14 protein-coding genes are annotated in these 19,847 nt (G+C 73.2%); 9 read left to right on the plus strand and 5 right to left on the minus strand.

Annotated elements, in window-relative coordinates:
* Nucleotide 1: 1 nt before the first annotated feature.
* Genes ACQSSQ_RS05045 through nudC form a run of 3 tightly spaced genes read left to right on the plus strand, consistent with a single transcriptional unit; the run spans nt 2 to nt 7,677 of the window.
* On the plus strand, nt 2–3,466 hold the full coding sequence (locus tag ACQSSQ_RS05045) for an ATP-dependent helicase (RefSeq protein ID WP_431325940.1): 3,465 nt from the start codon (nt 2–4) through the stop codon (nt 3,464–3,466).
* On the plus strand, nt 3,463–6,795 hold the full coding sequence (locus ACQSSQ_RS05050) for an ATP-dependent helicase (protein ID WP_431325941.1): 3,333 nt from the start codon (nt 3,463–3,465) through the stop codon (nt 6,793–6,795). Before ACQSSQ_RS05045 ends, ACQSSQ_RS05050 begins: the two co-directional genes overlap by 4 nt.
* A 9-nt stretch (nt 6,796–6,804) precedes the next feature.
* A complete protein-coding gene (gene nudC / locus ACQSSQ_RS05055; RefSeq protein WP_431325942.1) occupies nt 6,805–7,677 on the plus strand; it encodes an NAD(+) diphosphatase in 873 nt (290 codons plus the stop codon).
* Between the two features lie 23 nt (nt 7,678–7,700).
* Here the strand turns inward: nudC and ACQSSQ_RS05060 are convergent, their stop codons facing one another.
* The gene (locus ACQSSQ_RS05060; protein ID WP_431325943.1) at nt 7,701–7,955 is read right to left on the minus strand and encodes a mycoredoxin; all 255 of its coding nucleotides are present in this window, start codon (nt 7,953–7,955) and stop codon (nt 7,701–7,703) included.
* A gap of 125 nt (nt 7,956–8,080) precedes the next feature.
* On the opposite strand from ACQSSQ_RS05060, the gene ACQSSQ_RS05065 reads away from it, so the two are divergent.
* The 3 genes from ACQSSQ_RS05065 (at nt 8,081) to ACQSSQ_RS05075 (ending at nt 11,420) form a co-directional block, all read left to right on the plus strand.
* Nucleotides 8,081–8,596 (plus strand): VanZ family protein, encoded by a 516-nt coding sequence (locus ACQSSQ_RS05065; RefSeq protein ID WP_431325944.1) that lies wholly within the window; start codon nt 8,081–8,083, stop codon nt 8,594–8,596.
* An 84-nt stretch (nt 8,597–8,680) separates the two neighbouring features.
* The gene (locus ACQSSQ_RS05070; RefSeq protein WP_431325945.1) at nt 8,681–10,741 is read left to right on the plus strand and encodes an ATP-dependent DNA helicase UvrD2; all 2,061 of its coding nucleotides are present in this window, start codon (nt 8,681–8,683) and stop codon (nt 10,739–10,741) included.
* A 409-nt stretch (nt 10,742–11,150) separates the two neighbouring features.
* Nucleotides 11,151–11,420 (plus strand): WhiB family transcriptional regulator, encoded by a 270-nt coding sequence (locus ACQSSQ_RS05075; protein WP_431325946.1) that lies wholly within the window; start codon nt 11,151–11,153, stop codon nt 11,418–11,420.
* 193 nt (nt 11,421–11,613) lie between these two features.
* Here the strand turns inward: ACQSSQ_RS05075 and ACQSSQ_RS05080 are convergent, their stop codons facing one another.
* Complete coding sequence (locus ACQSSQ_RS05080; RefSeq protein ID WP_431325947.1) at nt 11,614–12,966, minus strand: ABC1 kinase family protein; 1,353 nt, start codon at nt 12,964–12,966, stop codon at nt 11,614–11,616.
* Complete coding sequence (locus ACQSSQ_RS05085) at nt 12,963–13,916, minus strand: hypothetical protein (protein ID WP_431325948.1); 954 nt, start codon at nt 13,914–13,916, stop codon at nt 12,963–12,965. The genes ACQSSQ_RS05080 and ACQSSQ_RS05085 overlap by 4 nt, the downstream gene beginning before the upstream one ends.
* 435 nt (nt 13,917–14,351) lie before the next feature.
* Between ACQSSQ_RS05085 and ACQSSQ_RS05090 the strand changes: the two genes are divergently transcribed.
* Both ACQSSQ_RS05090 and ACQSSQ_RS05095 read left to right on the plus strand, forming a co-directional pair.
* Nucleotides 14,352–14,909: a M48 metallopeptidase family protein gene (locus ACQSSQ_RS05090; RefSeq protein WP_431325949.1), complete on the plus strand. Its 558-nt coding sequence runs from the start codon at nt 14,352–14,354 to the stop codon at nt 14,907–14,909.
* 89 nt (nt 14,910–14,998) lie between these two features.
* Nucleotides 14,999–16,894: a bifunctional metallophosphatase/5'-nucleotidase gene (locus ACQSSQ_RS05095; protein ID WP_431325950.1), complete on the plus strand. Its 1,896-nt coding sequence runs from the start codon at nt 14,999–15,001 to the stop codon at nt 16,892–16,894.
* Between the two features lie 341 nt (nt 16,895–17,235).
* On the opposite strand, the gene ACQSSQ_RS05100 is transcribed toward ACQSSQ_RS05095, so the two are convergent.
* Both ACQSSQ_RS05100 and ACQSSQ_RS05105 read right to left on the minus strand, forming a co-directional pair.
* Nucleotides 17,236–17,778: an NUDIX domain-containing protein gene (locus ACQSSQ_RS05100; RefSeq protein ID WP_431325951.1), complete on the minus strand. Its 543-nt coding sequence runs from the start codon at nt 17,776–17,778 to the stop codon at nt 17,236–17,238.
* Complete coding sequence (locus tag ACQSSQ_RS05105) at nt 17,775–19,325, minus strand: zinc-dependent metalloprotease (RefSeq protein ID WP_431325952.1); 1,551 nt, start codon at nt 19,323–19,325, stop codon at nt 17,775–17,777. Before ACQSSQ_RS05105 ends, ACQSSQ_RS05100 begins: the two co-directional genes overlap by 4 nt.
* A 47-nt stretch (nt 19,326–19,372) precedes the next feature.
* Here ACQSSQ_RS05105 and ACQSSQ_RS05110 point away from each other — a divergent pair, with 47 nt between their 5' ends.
* Entirely contained in the window at nt 19,373–19,798 is a 426-nt protein-coding gene (locus ACQSSQ_RS05110) for a molybdenum cofactor biosynthesis protein MoaE (protein ID WP_431325953.1), read from the plus strand.
* Nucleotides 19,799–19,847 lie beyond the last annotated feature (49 nt).

The raw sequence follows: 19,847 nt of genomic DNA on the forward strand, positions 1-19,847 counted from the left end.
CATGACGGACCACCCCCGGCCACCGGCGTACGTGCTGGTGCCACCGCCCGCCGAGCGCGCTCCCGCGCCGGAGCTGGACCCCCACCAGCAGGCGGTCGTCGACCACGCGGGCGGTCCGTTGCTCGTCCTCGCCGGTCCCGGGACCGGCAAGACCACGACGCTGGTCGAGACGGTGGTCGACCGCATCGAGCGCCACGGCCTGCGCCCCGAGCAGGTCCTCGTCCTCACGTTCAGCCGCAAGGCCGCCGAGGAGCTCCGTCACCGCATCGCGACGCGGCTCGACCGCACGGTGTCGACGCCGCTCGCGACCACGTTCCACTCGTTCTGCTACGGGCTCGTGCGCGAGTTCCAGGACCCCAAGAGCTACTCCGAGCCGCTGCAGCTGCTGTCGGCGTCGGAGTCCGACACGCGCATCCGCGAGCTGGTCGTCGGAGGGCTGGAGGACCGTACGGTCGCGTGGCCGACGCGGCTGGGTCCTGCCCTGCGGACACGGGGGTTCGCCGTCGAGCTCGAGCGCCTCATGACCCGCACGCGCGCCCTGGGCCTGGACCCGGTCGACCTCGCCGCGGCCGGCGCCGCAGCAGGGCGTACGGACTGGGCAGCCGCGGCGCAGTTCTTCGAGGAGTACCTCGACGTCCTCGACGCCCAGAACCTCATCGACTACGCCGAGCTGGTCCACCGCGCCGGCCTGGTGGTCGCGGACCCGGAGCACCAGCCGGCCCTGCGCGACCGGTTCCGGTTCGTGATCGTCGACGAGTACCAGGACACCGACCCCGCCCAGGTCGCGCTGCTGCGTGGGCTGGCCGGCGACGGGCGCGACCTGGTCGTGGTCGGTGATCCGGACCAGTCGATCTACGCGTTCCGCGGGGCCGACGTGTCGGGCATCCTCGGGTTCGCCGACGCCTTCCGCACCCGCGACGGTGGGCCTGCTCCCGTGGCATCGCTGCGCCGGACCCGCCGGTTCGGGCCGCGCATCCTCGCCGCCTCTCGGGAGGTGGCGCAGCGCATCCCGCTCGGGCCGCTCGCCGTGCAGGCGCGCGGTTTCCGCGACCCCGAGCCGGGTGGCGCCGTCGACGGCGACGAGGTGTGGGTGCGCACGTTCACCGACCCCGCCTCCGAGGCCGACCACATCGCACTGATGCTGCGGCGAGCACACCTCGAGGAGGGCGTCGGCTGGGACGGCATGGCGGTCCTCGTCCGTTCCGGCGCCGCGATGCCCCGGCTCCAACGGGCCCTCCAGGCGGCCGGCGTCCCGGTCGAGATGGCCGGGGCCGAGGTGCCGCTGCGCACCGAGCCCGCCGTGGCCGCGCTGCTGGGCGCGCTACACCTCGCGGTCGTCCTCGCCGAGCAGCGTGAGCCCGACCCGGAGAGCGTCGAGCGCTTCCTCACCGGTCCGCTCGGCGACCTGGACGCGGCGGAGCTCCGCATCCTGTGCCAGGAGCTGCGCCGCCGCGACGCGTACGACGACGAGGGGGAGCGCCGCCTTGCGCGGCCCTCGCGTGAGCTCCTCGTCGCGCTGGTCCGGGAGCCTCTCATCCTGGGGTCGCTCGTCGACGCCGGCGGCAGTGGCGGTCGCGGCGGGCGTGCGGGCGAGGTCGCGCGTCGGGCCTACCGCGCTGCGGCACTGCTCGGCGAGGCCGCGCGCCTGGTCGCGTCCCAGGCGTCGCCGGAGCAGGTGCTGTGGACCCTCTGGCGCGGCACCCGGTGGCAGAGCCGGCTCGTCGCTGCGATCGAGGGCGCGAGCCGCGGTGCGGCGACCGAGGAGCTCGCGGCCGACGACGCCGACGCCGCGGCCGCTGCGCACCGAGACCTCGACGCCGTGGTCGCGCTGTTCGCCCTGGCCGCCCGCGCGGAGGAGAGCCAGCGCAGGCAGCGGGTGGCGGCGTTCCTCGACGAGGTCGCGCGTCACGAGGTTCCCGCCGACACGCTGGCCGAGCGAGGGCAGCGCGGTGCGGCGGTCCGCCTGCTCACCGCACACCGGTCCAAGGGCCTGGAGTGGGACCTCGTCGTCGTCGCCGGCGCCCAGGAGGGCACGTGGCCCGACGTCCGTCACCGTGGCACGCTGCTCGCGGCCGAGCGGCTCGCCGGCCGCCCCGGACCGACCGTCGCGGACCGCTCGCGCGACGCCGAGGCAGTGCGCGACGCCGAGGCACGACGCGACACCGAGGCACCACGCGGACGCGACGCTGCCGACGGCCACGCCTCCCTCAGCCTTCCCGCGACCACCGCCGAGCTCGTCGCGGAGGAGCGCCGCCTCTTCTACGTCGCCGTCACACGGGCCCGTCGCCGGCTGGTCGTGACCGCCGTGCAGAGCCCTGACCCCGAGGGCGACCAGCCGTCCCCGTTCGTCGCCGACGTCGCACGTCACGCGACCCACGTGTCCACCCGGCCGGAGCGGCGCCCCCGGCGCGGGCTCTCGCTGCGCGGCGTGATCGCGGAGCTGCGCGAGCTCGCCCAGCACGGCGCCACCGACGCGGTGCGCGACGCCGCCGCGCAGCGTCTCGCGATCCTGGCCGCCACCCGGCTGCCGGCCGCCGCCCCCGCCGATCCCGACGCGTGGTGGGGCCTGCGCGAGGTCACGCGCTCCGAGCAGCCCGTCCGCACGCTCGAGGAGCCCGTACGCCTCTCGGGCAGCTCGCTCGACGGCATCAGCTCGTGCTCGCTGTCGTGGTTCCTCACCCACGAGGCCAAGGGCGAGACCGTGAGCTCGACCGCGCAGGGGTTCGGTCTCCTGGTGCACGCCCTCGCGGCGGACGTGGTGCAGGGCGGATCCGCCGCGGACCCGAAGGCGCTCGACGCCGCGCTCGACGTCGTCTGGGACCGCCTCGCGTACGCCGCCCCGTGGGTCGCGCAGCGCGAGCGCGACGAGGCACGGGCGGCGATCGGGCGGTTCGCGCAGTGGCACGCAGAGCAGGAGCAGGCGGCACGGCGGCGTCCGCTCGCCGCCGAGCACGGCTTCGAGGTGCGTCTGCCGGTGGCCGGAGACGAGGTGGTCCTCCGCGGCTCGATGGACCGTGTCGAGGTCGACGTCGACGGGCTCGTGCACGTCGTCGACTTCAAGACCGGCAAGCGGGCGCCGACGGGCAGCGAGATCGCCGAGCACGCGCAGCTCGGCGTCTACCAGCTCGCGGTCGAGCACGGTGCCGCGGACGGGCTGCTCGACCGCCCGGCTCGCAGCGGGGGCGCCGAGCTCGTGCAGCTGCGGCTGCCCGAGTCCGCCAAGCGTGCGACCGCCCCCAAGGTCCAGCCGCAGGACCCGCCGCGCGACGACGCCCCGTTCTTCGCCTACGCGATGCTGGAGGACGCCGTCAGCACGATCCGCACCGAGCGGTGGGTCGCGACCCCGAGCCCGAAGGCCTGCCAGTTCTGCCAGTTCGCCCGGATGTGCCCGGCCAAGCCCGAGGGTGCGTCGGTGCTCGACGCGGTCGCGCCGGCCGACCCGACGACCGAGGAGGAGGCTTCGTGACCGCGGTCGCCCTCGAGGTCCCGCAGCTGATCCACGACGCCGACCACCTCCGTACGCTGCTGGGCATCCCGTTCTCCGACGAGCAGATGGCCGCGATCCAGGCCCCGACCGACCGCCCGAGCGCGATCATCGCCGGCGCCGGCTCTGGCAAGACGACCGTGATGGCGGCCCGGGTCGTGTGGCTGGTCGGGCACCAGGGCGTGCTCCCTGGATCGGTCCTCGGTCTGACGTTCACCAACAAGGCCGCCTCGGAGCTCGCCCACCGCGTGCGGCAGGCGCTGGAGACGCTGGCACGCGAGGCCGGGATGCCGGACCTGCTGGAGCGGTACGGGACGCCGACCGTGTCGACCTACCACGCCTACGCGGGCACCCTCATCGCCGAGTACGGGCTGCTCCTCGGCTTCGAGCCCGACCTGCGGATCACGACGGACGCGTCGCGCTTCCAGCGGGCGTTCCGCGCGATCGCCTCGTACCCCGGATCGCTCGTCCACGCGACCACCTCGATGCCCGACCTCATCGGGCACGTCCTCGGGCTCGACGGACAGATGGCCGAGCACCTGGTGTCTCCCGACGACGTCCGAGGCTTCGACGCCGAGTGGCGGGTCGACATCGAGCGGGCGACGGTCGAGAGGCGCAAGGTCAAGCTCCACGACGAGCTGGCCGACGCGACGCGACGGCGCGACGAGCTCGTGACCCTGGTCGAGCGCTACCGCGCGGCCAAGGCCGAGGACGGCGTCGTCGACTTCTCCGACCAGATGGAGCGCGGCGCCCGGCTCGCGCTCGAGTGCCCGGAGGTGTCGCAGTCGCAGCGGGGGCGTTTCTCCGTCGTGCTTCTCGACGAGTACCAGGACACCTCCGTCGCCCAGCGCGACATGCTGCGCGGACTGTTCTCGGGCGACGTCGACGACGGCCTCGGCCACTGCGTGACCGCGGTGGGCGACCCGTGCCAGGGCATCTACGGGTGGCGCGGCGCCGCGGCGAGCAACCTGACCGCGTTCCTCGACGACTTCCCGGCCGACCCCGACCGGATCGGTGCGAGCCGCGAGACCGAGCCGTCGCGAGGGAGCCTCTTCCACCTGCGGGTCAACCGTCGCAGCCGGGCCGAGATCCTCGACGTCGCCAACCGTGTCGCCGCCCCGTACTACGCCGTCACCGAGGTCGTACGCCCGCTGGTCGCCGCCGAGGGCACGGAGGGCGGTACGGTCCGGGCCGCTCTGCACGAGACGGTGGCCGACGAGATCGCGTGGGTCGTCGACGAGGTGGTCGCGACGCACGACGGCGGCACCGACGCCGACCGCGATGCCGCTGCCGACCACACCGACGCCGACCGCGCCGCCGGCAGCCCTCCCACCCCGTGGTCCGAGATCGCGATCCTCGTCCGTACCCGCACGGAGATCCCGGCGATCGTCGCCGCCCTCCGCGCGCGCGGCGTGCCGGTCGAGGTCGTCGGGCTGTCCGGTCTCCTGGCCCAGCCGGAGGTCACCGACGTGCTCTCGGTGCTGCGCGTGCTCGCCGACCAGACCGCCAATGCCGCGCTCCTGCGGCTGCTGACCGGCCCCCGCTGGCGCATCGGTCCCCGCGACCTCGCCCTCCTCGGCCGGCGGGCCAAGCAGCTCGTGGGCTCCGTGCGGGAGCTCGCGACGAGCAGCCTCGAGGAGGAGCTCGAGCGCTCGGTCCGCGGGATCGACCCGACAGAGATCGTGTCCTTGGCCGACGCCGTCGAGAGCCCCGACGACGAGGGGCACCGCCTCCCGTACTCGCAGGAGGCCCGAGCCCGTTTCGCCGAGGTCGCCCGCCTCCTGCGCGGACTGCGCCGCCGGGCCACCGGGTCGCCGGCGGACACCGCACGGCTCGCCGTCGCGGTGCTCGGGATCGACGTCGAGCTGGCGTCCACGCCGGGGACCGCCGCAAGGGTCGCCCAGGACAACGTCACGCGCCTGCTCGACGTCATCGCCGACGTGGTCGCGACCGATCCGTCTGCGAGCCTGTCCGCCGTCCTGGCCTACCTCGACGCCGAGGAGACCTACAACGACGGTCTCGAGGTCGCCTCGCCGAGCGACTCCGACGCGGTCAAGCTCCTCACGGTCCACACCGCGAAGGGGCTCGAGTGGGACGTCGTCCTCGTCCCGTTCCTCACCGCCGACGTCTTCCCGTCGACGCGCTCCCGCCCGGCCTGGCCGACGGTGGCGCACGCGCTGCCGCACGACCTGCGCGGCGACGGCGCCGAGCTGCCGGTGATGGCCGAGCTGAGCCGAGCCGGCGACAAGGAGTTCCGTGCCGCGATGCGGGCTGACGCCGAGATGGAGGAGGTGCGGCTCGGATACGTCGCGTTCACCCGGGCGCGCCGCCTCCTGATCACCAGCGGCAGCCGCTGGAGCCGCACGCGCAAGGACCCGTCGGAGCCGAGCCCGTTCCTCGAGACCGTCGCGACGTGGCTCCGGGCCCAGGGCGACGACGCCGAGCTCTGGACCCCCGAGCCCGAGCACGACGCGGACAACCCGCTGCGCGGTCGGGTCGAGGCGGTGGTGTGGCCCGTGGAGCCGGACGAGGACGACCTCGTACGCCGCCGCGAGGCCGCCGCGCGTGTGCGCGCGTACGTCGCCGAGCCCCCGGAGCTCGAGCTCCTCTTCGAGCCTGCCGACGCCACCACGCCCGAGGCGGCCCAGCTCGCGCGGCTCGGCGAGCTCGACGAGGAGATCGACCGCCTCCTCGCCGAGGCTCACGACGCGCGCGGCGACACGGTTGCGGTGCCTCTTCCGCCCGACCTGTCGACGACGTCGCTGATGGCGATGCGCAAGGACCCCGAGGCGTTCGCGCGCAGCCTCGCGCGGCCCCTGCCGCGCCCGCCGGCGCCCGCCGCACGGTTCGGCACGCGCTTCCACGCGTGGATCGAGGCCCACTTCGGCCAGCAGACCCTCATCGGCGACGACGAGCTGCCGGGACGCGACGAGACCGACATCGACGACGAGGTCGAGCTGGGCGAGCTGATCCGCGCCTTCGAGTCGGGCCCGATGGGCGACCGCGTCCCGTACGCGATCGAGGAGCCGTTCACCCTGCGCCTCGGCGGGCAGATGGTCAACGGGCGGATCGACGCCGTCTACCGGACCGCCACCGGGTTCGAGGTCGTCGACTGGAAGACCAACCGTACGATCAGCGCCGACCCGCTCCAGCTGGCGGTCTACCGGCTCGCGTGGGCGGAGAAGCAGGGTGTCCCGCTGGAGGAGGTGACGGCGTCGTTCCACTACGTCCGCCTCGGCGAGACCGTCTCGTACGAGGACCTCCCGGACCGCGCCGCGCTCGAGCGGCTCGTCCGACCCGAGGGCGCGTAGGCTCGGCGCGTGGCAGAAGGATTCACGTTCGCCGACGGCGCGTACAACCGGCACTCCGAGCGGCGTGTGGACGACGCCTTCATGGACGGGCTCTGGTCCGACCCCAAGACCGAGGTCCTCCTCGTCGGGGGCGAGCACGTGTCGGCCGACGACGACGGCCTGGTCTGGCGAGCTCCCGCCGACGTCCCAGAGGGCGACCGGCTCTACCTCGGGACGGTCGACGGCGTCGAGCACGCCGCCGTGATGCTGGACCGAGTCCCGCCGCCGGCCCGCGCGCTGCGGACCTTCGCGCAGGACCTCGCGACCGCGCAGGCGCGGCTGGCCGTTCACGCGGTCGGCGTCGCGCAGTGGCACCGCATGCACCCCCGCTGCGCGCGGTGCGGCGCTCCCACCGACGTGCGCGAGGGCGGCCACGTCCGCAGGTGCCCGGAGTGCGGGGCGACGCACTTCCCCCGGACGGACCCCGCGGTCATCATGCTGATCACCGACGCCGACGACCGGGCGCTGCTCGCCCGCCGTCCGGACTGGCCCGAGGGCCGGTTCTCGACGTTGGCCGGCTTCGTGGAGCCGGGCGAGTCGCTCGAGGACGCGGTCCGGCGCGAGACCCTCGAGGAGACCGACGTCGAGGTGGGAGAGGTGTCGTACGCGGCGAGCCAGCCCTGGCCGTTCCCCTCCAGCCTGATGCTCGGCTTCTTCGGCACGGCGCGCACGACCGACATCACGGTCGACGGCACGGAGACGGCCGCCGCCCGCTGGTTCAGTCGGGAGGACGTCCGCCGGCTCACGCTGTCAGGCGACCTCGTGCTGCCGGGAGCGGTGTCGATCTCGCGATGGCTGATCGAGCGCTGGTACGGCGCTCCGCTGACCGGGTCCTGGCGCTGAGGCCGGGACGGGCCGGACGGCGGTCAGGCGTTCAGCGAGGCGAGCTGGGCCTTGACCTGCGCCACCGACGGGTTCGTGAGCGCGGTGCCGTCGGCGAAGACCAGCGTCGGGACGGTCTGGTTGCCACCGTTGGCCTGCTCGACGACGAACGCCGCATCCTCGTCCTGCTCGATGTCGACCTCGTCGAACGCGATGCCCTCGCGGTCGAGCTGGCTCTTGAGCCGCTTGCAGTAGCCGCACCAAGGCGTCGAGTACATCGTGAAGGTGCCGGTGGTCATCGGGGGGACTCCTGTGTCGAGCGTCGGTCGGGTGCGGGGGTGCGACCCAGCGGGGTCGTCGGCCGTCTCTGGGAAGAACAGTACGTCGGTGGCGGAGATTCCCTCCTGACGACGGGCGAGCGCCGGTGATCTCGACGTTCCTGGTGGCGCACCCGTGGCTGTCGCCGACCGCGCTGGTCCTGCTCGCGCTCCTCGGGCCGCTCGTCGGCTGGTGGCTGGCCTCGCGACCGCGCGCGGCGTGGGTGCTGACCGGGGTGGCGCTGCTCCCGGTCGCGGCGCTCACGCTCGTCCCGGTGGACAGGGAGCTGTTCGCCCGCTGCGAGACGGCGTGGACCCTCCCGACCGTGGGCCGGGTCGAGCTGGCCGCCAACGTCGTGCTCTTCGTCGCGCCGGCGCTCCTGGCCTCGGTGGCCACGCGCCGCCCCGTGCTGGTCGCCGTCGCCGCCAGCGCGCTCGCTGCCGGCCTCGAGACAGTGCAGGCGCTGGCCCCGGCGCTCGGCCGCTCGTGCTCGACCGACGACTGGTTGTCGAACTCTCTCGGCGCCCTCTTCGGCGCGGCGCTGGGCTGGGTCGCCCTGCGGTTGGCCGGGCCGTACGGCCGTCCGCGCTCGCGGAGCTCGCGCGGCGAGATCGGGCTGTGAACGGGCCCGCGCCCGTGTCCGTCGCGCCAACTACGCTGAGGTGCTGGAGCGGGCACCCAGCCCGCACGACCCCCGAGGAGATCCGTGCCGTCCGCCGACAGCCTGCTCGACGCCCTCGACCCCGAGCAGCGTGAGGTCGCGCTCGCCCTGCGCGGCCCGGTCTGCGTGATCGCCGGTGCGGGCACGGGCAAGACGCGGGCGATCACCCACCGCATCGCGTACGGCGCGGCGACCGGCGTCTACAAGCCCACCGAGGTCCTCGCCGTGACGTTCACCGCACGCGCCGCGGGGGAGATGCGGGGGCGGCTGCGCCAGCTCGGCGCCGACGGCGTCCAGGCCCGGACGTTCCACGCCGCGGCCCTGCGGCAGATCGGCTACTTCTGGCCCCGCCTGTACGGCAACGGGCTCCCCGAGCTGATCGCGTCCAAGATCCCGCTGGTCGCCGAGGCGGCCAAGCGGTGCCGCGTGCAGACCGACTCGGCACTGCTGCGCGACCTGGCCGCCGAGATCGAGTGGGCCAAGGTCTCCAACGTCCGTCCCGACGACTACCCGCGGCTCGCTCCGGGCGCCCACCGGGGGCTGGACGCCGTCGACGACGCCACGGTGGCGCACGTGATGGCGGCGTACGAGGAGGTCAAGCGCGACCGCGGACGCATGGACATGGAGGACGTCCTGCTCTGCACGGTCTCGATGCTGGCCGAGCACGAGAAGGTCGCGGCCGAGATCCGCCGGCAGTACCGGTGGCTCGTCGTCGACGAGTACCAGGACGTCAACCCGCTCCAGGCCGCGCTCCTCGAGCAGTGGCTCGGCGGTCGGCACGACATCTGCGTGGTCGGCGACCCGCTGCAGACGATCTACTCGTTCGCCGGCGCTTCCCCGAAGCACCTCAACGACTTCGCCAAGCAGCACCCCGGCACGCAGCGGATCGAGCTGGTCCGCAACTACCGCTCGACGCCGCAGGTGGTGGCGGCCGCCAACGCCGTCTTCGCCCGGTCGCGGCGCGAGGGTGTCGTGCTGCGGGCGCAGCGCGACGCCGGGCCCGGCGTCACCTACACGTCCTACTCGGACGAGGTCGCCGAGGCCGAGGCGGTCGCCGCCCAGATCCTGCAGCTGCGCGCGGGCGGCACCCCGTTGCGCGAGGTCGCGATCCTGTTCCGCACCAACGCCCAGTCCGAGGCGTACGAGGAGGCGCTCGCGGCGCGCAACCTCCCCTACGTCGTGCGGGGCGTCGAGCGGTTCTTCGACCGACCGGAGGTCCGCCAGGCCGTGACGCTGCTGCGCGGCCAGGCGCGGGGTGGCGACGTGGGGGAGGACGGGCTCGTGGCCGACGTCCGGGCGGTGCTCGCGACGATGGGCTACACCGAGACCGCCCCGACCAGCGCCGGTGCGCAGCGCGACCGCTGGGAGTCCCTGCACGCGGTCGTGTCGATGGCGACCGACCTGCAGGCGACGCAGCCCGACGCCGATCTCACGGCTTTGGTCGACGACCTCGACCGCCGCGCGAAGCACGCCCACGCCCCGATCGCCGAGGGCGTCACCCTCACGACGCTCCACGCGGCCAAGGGCCTGGAGTGGGACGTGGTGTTCCTCGTCGGGATGCAGGAGGGCACGGTCCCGATCGCGTACGCCACCGACGACAAGGGGGTCGAGGAGGAGCGCCGCCTGTTCTACGTCGGCGTGACCCGGGCGCGTGACCGGCTCGAGGTCTCGTGGTCGCTGGCGCGCAACCCGGGAGGGCGGGGCAACCGCCGCCCGAGCCGATTCCTGGATGGCCTGCGCCCCGCCGACGACGAGCCGGCGGTCGGTGCCGGACGCGGCCGCCGCACTCGCAAGGAGCGGTCGATCGCCCGGTGCCGCACCTGTGACGCCGTGCTCACGACCGGCGCGGAGCGCAAGCTCGGACGTTGCCTCGACTGTCCTTCGACGTACGACGAGGAACTCTTCGAGCGCCTGCGCGGGTGGCGCAGCGAGCAGGCGACGGCCCAGAAGGTGCCGGCCTACGTGGTGTTCACCGACGCGACGCTGACGGCGATCGCGGAGGCCAAGCCGCGCGAGGCGACCGACCTGCTCAAGGTGCCCGGGGTCGGGAGGGCCAAGCTGGAGAAGTACGGCGCCGAGGTGCTCGCGCTCTGCGAGGCCGTCTGACCTCGTCAGAAATTTTTCGAGAACGTGGCGTTAATTGGTTTGCGCCTTGTCGCAACGGCGGCATAGAGTCTTGGTTCGTCAGCCCGGATCGATTTGAGAGAGGAGCGTGCGCGTCATGGAGAACATCAAGAACCTCGCCATCGGCGTCGATGCTTGCGGCATCAACGTTGAGCAGACGCGTGCGCGATACCTCGGGTGGTTCATGCCGTCCTTCGCCGCCACGTCGCCGAACGCCGTGAAGCACCAGTCCCCGGGATCTGCCCGCCGGAGTCCTGATTCGACCTAACCGTTGATCAGACGCCACTCAGGCCGCGGAACCCACACCAGGGATCCGCGGCCTTTCTGTCTTCTACGGCAGGAACCGCGTTGCCCCACCACCAGCAACCACCTCTCTCAAACAGGAGAAACCATGACGACCGCCGTGCTCGAGCACGAGGTGCAGCACACGTCGATCCCGTGTCGTACCCACGACCCCGAGCTCTGGTTCGCCGAGACGCCGATGGGCGTCGAGGACGCGAAGGCACTCTGCCTCGAGTGCCCGATCCGACGCGAGTGCCTGGCGGGCGCTCTCGAGCGGGGAGAGCCGTGGGGCGTGTGGGGTGGCGAGCTCTTCCTGAAGGGCGCCGTCATCCCCCGCAAGCGGCCGCGGGGACGCCCCCGCAAGGACGCCGTCGCCTGACGGCAGTCCCACCATGTCGAAGGAGAAGAACGATGTTCGACCGCCTCGTACGCGCTGCGTACGGCGCGCGCATCCGGATCGCCCGGATGCTGTAGCTGTAACCGAGAAACGGGCGGCCCCCGCACCACGCGGGGTGCCGCCCGTTTCGTCTGTCCGGCCCTCCGTCGGTGGGCGGAGCGAGTCGAGACCGGGCTCAGTCCGCGAAGCCCGGCAGGCTCTCCTCGAGGATCCCGCGGAACGGCGCGGTGGCGCCGAGCTGGCTCAGGATGGCGAGCCCGCCGCTCCAGACGCGGTGGATGAGCAGGTACGACGGGGGCAGGTTGATCTTCATCGCGGTCCCGAGGCCCTCGCGTGCCGGGCGTGAGATGCGCTGCGCCTGCTCACGCATCCAGTCCCGGTTGAACGTGAACACCTCGTGGCGGGCGGGCTCGACGAACGGCTCGAGGTAGGCCCGCATGACGTCCTCGTCGAGGCGGACCCCCGGCTTGAGGAACCCCTCCTCGCGCAACCCGTCGACGACCGTCGCGTAGTCGTCGTCGACGGCGGCCCGCAGGAGGCGCCCGATCACCGGAGGCAGTCCGTCGGGGAGGCGGGCGACGGCCCCGTAGTCCACGACGCCCAGCCGTCCGTCCCCGATCACCCGGTAGTTGCCCGGATGAGGATCGGCGTGGAGCATGCCGACGCGGGTCGGTCCTGCGAAGAGGAACCGCGCGAACAGCTCGCCGTAGTGGTCGCGCTCGCTCGGCAGCCCGTCGGCGATGATCTGCGCGAGCGACCCCTTGGACTCCATCCACGTCGTGATCAGGATGGTGTCGGTGTGGGCGACGACGTCGGGAACGACGATCTGGGGGTCGTCCGCGAACCCCTCGGCGAACGCTCGCTGGGCCTGGGCCTCGAGGGCGTAGTCGAGCTCCTCGCGCACCCGCTCGGCCAGCTCGTCGGCGAGCGGCTTGACGTCGATCGACGGGAACGCGACCGCGAACAGCCGGCTGAGCCGTCCGATCTGGCGCAGGTCGGAGCGCATCGCCGCCGAGGCGCCCGGATACTGCACCTTGACCGCGACCTCGCGGCCGTCGAACCAGCGACCCCGGTGGACCTGGCCGATCGAGGCCGCGGCGGCGGGCTTGTCGTCGAGCTCGATCAGCTGCTCGCGCCACTTGGGTCCGAGCTCGCCGGCGAAGATCCGGTGCACGGTCGAGGTCGGCATCGGTGGCGCGTCGTCCTGGAGACGCGTGAACACGTCGCGGTAGGGCTCGACGAGCTCGGGCGGCATCGCCGCCTCGTACACGCTCATCGCCTGGCCGAACTTCATCGCACCGCCCTTGAGCTCGCCGAGCACGGCGAAGATCTGCTCGGCGGTGCGGATCTGCACCTCGGTGAGGACGGCGTTGGCGGGGGCTCCGACGAGCCGTCGGCCCATGCCGAGCGTGGTGCGCCCGGCGAACCCGATCGGCAGCGAGGCGAGCTTGGCGGCACGCGACAGCGAGCGATAGGGGACGGCGGAGCCGCGGTCCTTGTCGTCGGGCCTGTCTCCGCCGTCGCTCATGCGGTCATTCTGACACCCCGGGCAACACGGACGCGGGGATCGAACGCCGTGCCGGGGGTCAGGATCTGGCACGGGCAGTCCGGTTGGAGCGCGACGGCAGTGGTCGACGCGGTGTGACCAGCCAGGCCGAGAAGCTGCACCGCACTGTCGGCAGGCGACGGCCGCCCGTCGCAGAACGCCAGCACGAGGTGGGCGAGGTGGACCGCGACGGCGTACGCCGTCAGCGTGTCGAGCGCGTGCGGGTGGCTCGGCGTCGCCTGGGCGATCGGACGGGCGAGCTGCTCGAGCACGAAGGGCCACGAGGGCTCGTAGCCTGAGCGGTCGACGTCGTCGCACCGGACGCACGGCGTCAGCCCCGGGCGTACGAGGGGGCCGACCCTCACGCGGTCGGCCTCGCAGACGACCGGAAGGTGCGACACCCCTCCGCCGGTGAGGACGTCGAACGCGTCGCGTGGGCTGGGGCCGGCCGACAGCACGACGACGAGGCTGGGGGCCTCGAGCGGCTTCTGCGCGGCGGGGACGCCGGCGGCGGAGAGGATCTCGCCCAGTCGGTCGGCCAGGTCGCCGGTCGGGGTGTCGGAGGCGATCTCGACGGCGGCCGCGGCACGCGCCCGCATCTGGGCGGAGACGTCCGCACGGGACCACCCGCGCGCGGCGAGTGCTCGTGCCTCGTCGACCAGCGGCGTACCGGGGACGTCGTCCCACGTCCGGGCGTCGAGCACCGCGCCGGCCTCGAGGAGGGAGGAGGCGGCCTCCACGACGAGGGCCCTGGGCTGGCCGGAGGTCGCCGCGATGGTGTCGAGGTCGCGGGTGCCGTCCGCGCCGCGCAGGACGGCGACGACGCCGGGCCGGTCGGCGACCACGACGGAGGCGCCGGGCACGGTGCCGATCTGCAGGGTCCGCGCGCTACGGCGTACGACGGTCGTGCCGGGGCGGAGGAGAGGCTTCATCCGGGGGGCTCCTCGGGCATGGTGGGCGAGGGGGTCGATCCACCCTGCCCGAGGAACGTGTGCAGCGGTGACGTCGTCCACAGCCGGGACGGACGTCCACAGGACGCCGCACGAGTCGGTCCCGGCCGGGCCAGCCGCCTGCCTTCCCCTTGCCGACGCCCCGCCCGACCAGGACCTGATCTGCTTCACGCTAGGTGCGACCGGCCCCGTCGGCAATCCCAACCCGCGTGTCGTTGTCCACGCCTGTGGATAAGGCTGGGGAAACCCTGTGGGAACCGCCCCTCTTCGCTGTGGAGATCGTGGGACAACCGGTGTACAAAGCGGGGGAGCGCGGTGGGTCGGAAACGTTGTGCACAGACGCTGACCTGCTCGGACACCGTCGAGGGCCCTGTGGACGCAGGATTTCTCGTCGCGGCGGGGGCGTACGGTGATCCCATGGCCGCCCCCCTCGACCGCTCCTCGCGACCCGCGACACCCGACCGCCCCGCGGTGGAGATCCGCCGCAGCGCGCGGCGGCGCAAGTCGGTGCAGGCCTACCGCGACGGCGATCGCATCGTCATCCTGATGCCCGCCGGACTCTCCCGCGCCGAGGAGCAGCGCTGGGTCGACACGATGGTGGACAAGGTCGAGCGGCGCGACCGGCGGACCCGGCTCGACGACGACGAGCTGCACACCCGGGCCGACGAGCTGAGCGCCCGCTACCTGGGCGGGGCGGCGGTGCCCACGAGCGTGCGGTGGGTCGACAACCAGCGGCGGCGCTGGGGGTCCTGCACCCCGGAGGACGGCACGATCCGGCTGTCGAGCCGCCTGCACGGCTTTCCGGACTGGGTCGTCGACTACGTCCTGGTCCACGAGCTGGCCCATCTCCTCGTGCCGCACCACGGGCCGGAGTTCTGGGAGCACGTCGACCGCTACCCGCGGACGGAGCGCGCTCGAGGCTTCCTGGAGGGGGTCGTCGCCGGCGCCGGATGGAAGGACATGCCCGAGATCTGATCAGATCCCGTCACGTTCTGCCGACGCGCGATCGGTGGGTTTGGCGCAAGATGAGCGGCATCTGATGCGCTCGCCCCGGAGGAGTGTCCATGACCCCGAACCCACCCGCAGAGCTGCCGGCTGACCAGGAGGCGACGTCCGCGCCGCACGTGGTCCGCCGACGTACCGTCCTCACCGGATCCGCCGCAGCCGCCGCCCTGGCCGCCGCCGGGTACGCCGCGCCGCCCGCGTCCGCGCACGGCAAGGGCCACGGCCACGGGCACGGCGGGGACACCGCCACCTTCACCGTCCTCGGCACGACCGACCTGCACGGCAACGTCTTCAACTGGGACTACTTCAAGAACGCGGAGTACACCGACTCCGCCCAGAACGACATCGGCCTCGCCAAGATCTCGACCCTCGTCGACGCGATGCGCGACAGCCACGCGTACCCGTGCCCGCTGCTCATCGACGCCGGCGACACGATCCAGGGCACGTCCCTGGCGTACTACTACGCCAAGATCGAGCCGATCGGCCGTCGCGTCGTCCACCCGATGGCGACCGCGATGAACGCGATCGGCTACGACGCCGCCGCCCTCGGCAACCACGAGTTCAACTACGGCATCCCGCTGCTGCGCACGTTCGAGCGGCAGTGCGACTTCCCGCTGCTCGGCGCCAACGCGCAGGACGCGACGACCGGGCTCCCCGTCTTCCCGCCGTTCGTGATCAAGAAGGTGCGCGTCGGGCGCCACACCGTCCGCGTCGGCATCCTCGGCCTCACCAACCCCGGCATCGCGATCTGGGACAAGGCCAACGTCGAGGGCAAGATGGTCTTCCCGGGCCTCGTCGAGGTCGCGCAGCACTGGGTCCCCAAGATGCGCAAGGCGGGTGCGGACGTCGTCCTCGTCTCCGCCCACTCCGGCGCCGACACCTCCTCGTCGTACGGCGACTCGCTCCCGTGGCCCGAGAACGCCTCCACGCTCGTCGCGGAGGAGGTCCCGGGCATCGACGCGATCCTGGTCGGCCACGCGCACGTCGAGATCGGCCAGCGGGTCGTCAAGAACAAGGCGACCGGCAAGGACGTCATCCTCACCGAGCCGCTGCGCTGGGGCATGCGGCTCTCGGCGATCGACATCACGGTCAAGCGCAAGGCGCGCGGGTCCGGCTACGACGTCGTCGGCGTCACGTCACAGGTCCTCAACGCCAACACCGTCGCGGAGGACCCGCAGATCGTGAAGCTGCTGCAGGCCGACCACGACAAGGTCGTCGCCTACGTCAACTCCGTGATCGGGACGTCCCTGGTGGCGATGTCCGCCGCGACCGCGCCGTGGGAGGACACGGCGGCGATCGACTTCATCAACTACGTGCAGGCCGACGCGGTCAAGAAGGCGATCGCCGGCACCGCCGAGGCGGACCTGCCGATGCTCAGCATCGCGGCGCCGTTCAACCGCGCGGCGGCGATCCCGGCCGGCGAGGTGTCGGTGCGCGACGTCGCCGGGCTCTACATCTACGACAACACGCTGCTGGGGATCGTGTTCACCGGCGCGGAGGTCAAGGCGTACCTCGAGTTCTCGGCACGCTACTTCAAGCCGGTCAGCGGCACCGGGCCGTTCCCGTCGAGCGCCGTCACCAACGCGGTCACCGACACGGCGCCCAACGGCACGCCCGACTACAACTACGACATCATGGGCGGCCTCGACGCCCCGCTGACGTACGACATCGACCTCTCGCAGCCGCTGGGGTCGCGGATCGTCGGTCTCGCGTACGGCGGTGCTCCGGTGACGGCGGACCAGCGGTTCGTCATCGCGATCAACAACTACCGGCAGTCCGGTGGCGGCAACTTCCCGGGGGTGAAGACGGCTCCCGTCGTCTACAACGCGCAGGTCGAGATCCGGCAGCTGCTCATCGACTGGGTGACCGAGGTCGGCACGATCGACCCGGCCGTGTTCGCTTCGATCGACTGGCGCCTCGTGTACGCGGGATCGCCGATCACGGTGACGGCGTAGCCCCGTCGGGGTGCGGCTCCACCGGGGTACCCGAGCGGAGCCGCACCCTTCCGCCCGCGTTTGCGGTGCCCCCGTGGGATGTGCGGTGCCACGCCCACCCCATTTGCGGTGCCCCCGTGGCACGTACCCCTCATGCCCCGCAGATTTGCGGTGCGGGGGCGGCACTTACGGTGCTCGCGTGGCAAACGGGGCCCGCTCGCTCGGGTACCCGAGCGGAGCCGCACCGACCCGAGTGGGCTCGGGTCAGTGCGCGTTCGCTGGGGTACCCGAGCGGAGGCGGCGGAACGGAGGCGGCGGCCGGAGGCGGCGGCGGCGGTACCCCAACGGAGGCGGCGGCGCGGTCAGGTCCCGAGGCGGGAGCGCGCGGCGGCCACCAGCGCGCGTACGGAGTCGTCGGTGTCCGGCAGCGCCTCCACGCCGAACCACGCGAGGTCCAGCGACTCCTCGCTGATCGCCGCCACCGCACCGAGCGGTGCGATCGCGAGCATCTGGACGTCCAGGTGCTCGGCGTCGTCGCGGCCGCCGCAGGGGACCGGGTGCCGGTCGAGCCGCAGCGGGACCGGATCGACGCGCAGCCCCGCGATCCCGGACTCCTCGGTGGCCTCGCGCAGCGCCGCACCGCGTACCGTCACGTCGCCGTCCTCGCAGTGCCCGCCGGTCTGCAGCCACCGCCGAAGCCGCCGGTGCAGGGTCAGCAGCACCTCGGTGCCGTCCTCCGACACCACGAGCGCGCTCGCGGTCAGGTGGTGCGGCAGGCAGGCACGCTCCATGGCGTCCGGGCGGGCGCGCAGGTGCGCGAGGTAGTCGGTACGCAGCGCGTCCTGCGCCGGGTCAGGTGCTGCCCAGCCGTCGAGCAGCCCGTACGCGTCGGCGTGCAGGCTCAACGGTCGGAGCCCGGACGGGGGTCGTCGCCCTCGTCCGTACGACGGTCGTCGCCGTCGGCGGAGTCGCTCTCCGCGGTCGCCCCGCCGGTGTCAGCGTCGCCGGTGTCAGCCCCGCTGGTGTCAGACCCCGCAGCCCCACCGTCGAGCAGGTCCGCGAGCGCCGCGTCGAAGGCGGCGTCGCCGCTGCCCTCGTCGGTCGCGGTCTCGTCGTAGGCGAAGCCGAGCGGGTCGTCGAGGTCCGCTGCGGTCGGCATCAGGTCGGGGTGCGACCAGACGGCGTCGCGCGCCTCGGCGCCACGGCGGTCGCGCAGCGCGGCCCACAGCGCGGCGGCGTCGCGCAGCCTGCGCGGCCGCAGCTCGAGCCCGACCAGCGACGCGAACGTCTGCTCGGCCGGTCCGCCCGCCGCACGACGGCGACGCATCGCCTCGCGCAGCGCGGGTGCGCTCGGCATCCGGCCGTCGGTGGCCTGCGTGACGACCTCGTCGACCCAGCCCTCGATGAACGCGAGCAGCGCCTCGAGCCGGTCGAGCACCGCCTGCTGCTGCGGCGTGCGCTCGGGCTCGAACAGACCGCCCTCGAGTGCCTCCTGGGCGGACGCGAGGTTGGTCGGGTCGAGGCCGCGCATCTTCTCCTCGATGGAGGCGACGTCGATGGACGTGCCGCGGCCGTACTCCTCGATCGTCGACAGCAGGCGCCCCCGCAGCCACGGCGCGTGGGTGAACAGACGCTGGTGCGCCGCCTCGCGGAGCGCGACGTACAGGAAGACGTCGGTGTCGGTCTGGTCCAGGCCCTCGCCGAACGCGCGGACATTGGCCGGGAGGAGCGCGGAGACGCCCGCCGGGCCGAGGGGGAGCCCGACGTCGGTGGTCGAGAGGACCTCGGTCGCGAGCGTGCCGACGGCCTGGCCGACCTGCGAGCCGAACATCGCGCCGCCGGCCTGGTTGAGGATCCCGACGAGCGGGCCCGCCATGGCCTTGGCCTCCTCCGGCAGGGCGTTGGCCATCGCCGCGACGACGTGCTCCGCGATCGGCTCGACCATCGCGCGCCAGGTCGGCATCGTCGACTCGACCCACTGCGACCGGCTCCACGCCGCCGAACGGACCGAGGCGGCCGGGATGTCGGTGGCGGTGTCGAGCCACACCTCGGCGAGGCGCATCGCGTCGTCGACGGCGGAGGTCTCGGTGCTGAGCGGGGACGGATCGGGCGAGGCCACGACCGTACGGCGTGCGACGTCGGTCGCGAGCTCCCAGTTCACCGCGCCCTCGTGCGGCGCGAACATGCGCTGCATCTGCTGCATGAGGAGGTTCATGTCGGGCATCTGGCCACCGGCGCCGCCGCCGAACATCTGCCCGAAGGGGCCGAACAGGCCCTCCATCGGCGTGCCGGCGAACGGGTTGTCGCCGGACGACGAGCCCGCGCCGCCCTGCGCCGGCCCCGGCACCTTGCCGAAGCCGATGCCGTGGTCGGGCGTACGGTCGTCGCCGCTCGGCGTGCCCTCCGGGTCGTCGGGCATGTCGTCGGGCGTGCGGTCCGGATCGTCAGGCATGGTTCCAACGTACCCGTGCGGGCCGAAGCGCCCTAGGCTTGTTCGCCATGAGCGATGTGGTCCGTTTGGTGGACGTGCGAGACGAGCCGTTGGACATCTCGGAGGTGTACGACGCGGTGGCCGACGACGCCGCCGGCGCAGTGGTCCTGTTCGTCGGTGCCGTGCGCGACCACGACGACGACAAGGCCGTGGACGGACTGGCGTACTCGGCCCACTCCCGTGTCCTGCCCGTGCTGCAGACGATCGCGGAGGAGGTGGCGGCCGGGACGCCCGTGCGGGGCATCGCGGTCGTCCACCGGGTCGGGGACCTCGACGTCGGCGAGCTCGCGGTGGTGGCGGCGGTGTCGGCGCCGCACCGGCCGGAGGCGTACGACGTGAGCCGCGCGCTGATCGAGCGGCTGAAGGCCGAGGTGCCGATCTGGAAGCACCAGCTGTTCGACGACGGGTCGGACGAGTGGGTGGGGACTCCGTAGGCGGCGCAGGGTGTGGCTCGACCGGCGAGTGGCCCCTGGTGCCTAGACT

Origin of the sequence: Mumia spirodelae, assembly GCF_050632745.1 — a bacterium.
In the GTDB taxonomy this organism is placed as follows: domain Bacteria; phylum Actinomycetota; class Actinomycetes; order Propionibacteriales; family Nocardioidaceae; genus Mumia.

Excerpts from the sequence above, each read along its gene's own strand:
- ACQSSQ_RS05045 (WP_431325940.1), top strand. The coding sequence starts at position 2 with ATGACGGACCACCCCCGGCCACCGGCGTACGTGCTGGTGCCACCGCCC.
- ACQSSQ_RS05060 (WP_431325943.1), bottom strand. The coding sequence starts at position 7,955 with ATGACCACCGGCACCTTCACGATGTACTCGACGCCTTGGTGCGGCTAC.
- ACQSSQ_RS05075 (WP_431325946.1), top strand. The coding sequence starts at position 11,151 with ATGACGACCGCCGTGCTCGAGCACGAGGTGCAGCACACGTCGATCCCG.
- ACQSSQ_RS05080 (WP_431325947.1), bottom strand. The coding sequence starts at position 12,966 with ATGAGCGACGGCGGAGACAGGCCCGACGACAAGGACCGCGGCTCCGCC.
- ACQSSQ_RS05085 (WP_431325948.1), bottom strand. The coding sequence starts at position 13,916 with ATGAAGCCTCTCCTCCGCCCCGGCACGACCGTCGTACGCCGTAGCGCG.
- ACQSSQ_RS05090 (WP_431325949.1), top strand. The coding sequence starts at position 14,352 with ATGGCCGCCCCCCTCGACCGCTCCTCGCGACCCGCGACACCCGACCGC.
- ACQSSQ_RS05095 (WP_431325950.1), top strand. The coding sequence starts at position 14,999 with ATGACCCCGAACCCACCCGCAGAGCTGCCGGCTGACCAGGAGGCGACG.
- ACQSSQ_RS05105 (WP_431325952.1), bottom strand. The coding sequence starts at position 19,325 with ATGCCTGACGATCCGGACCGCACGCCCGACGACATGCCCGACGACCCG.
- ACQSSQ_RS05110 (WP_431325953.1), top strand. The coding sequence starts at position 19,373 with ATGAGCGATGTGGTCCGTTTGGTGGACGTGCGAGACGAGCCGTTGGAC.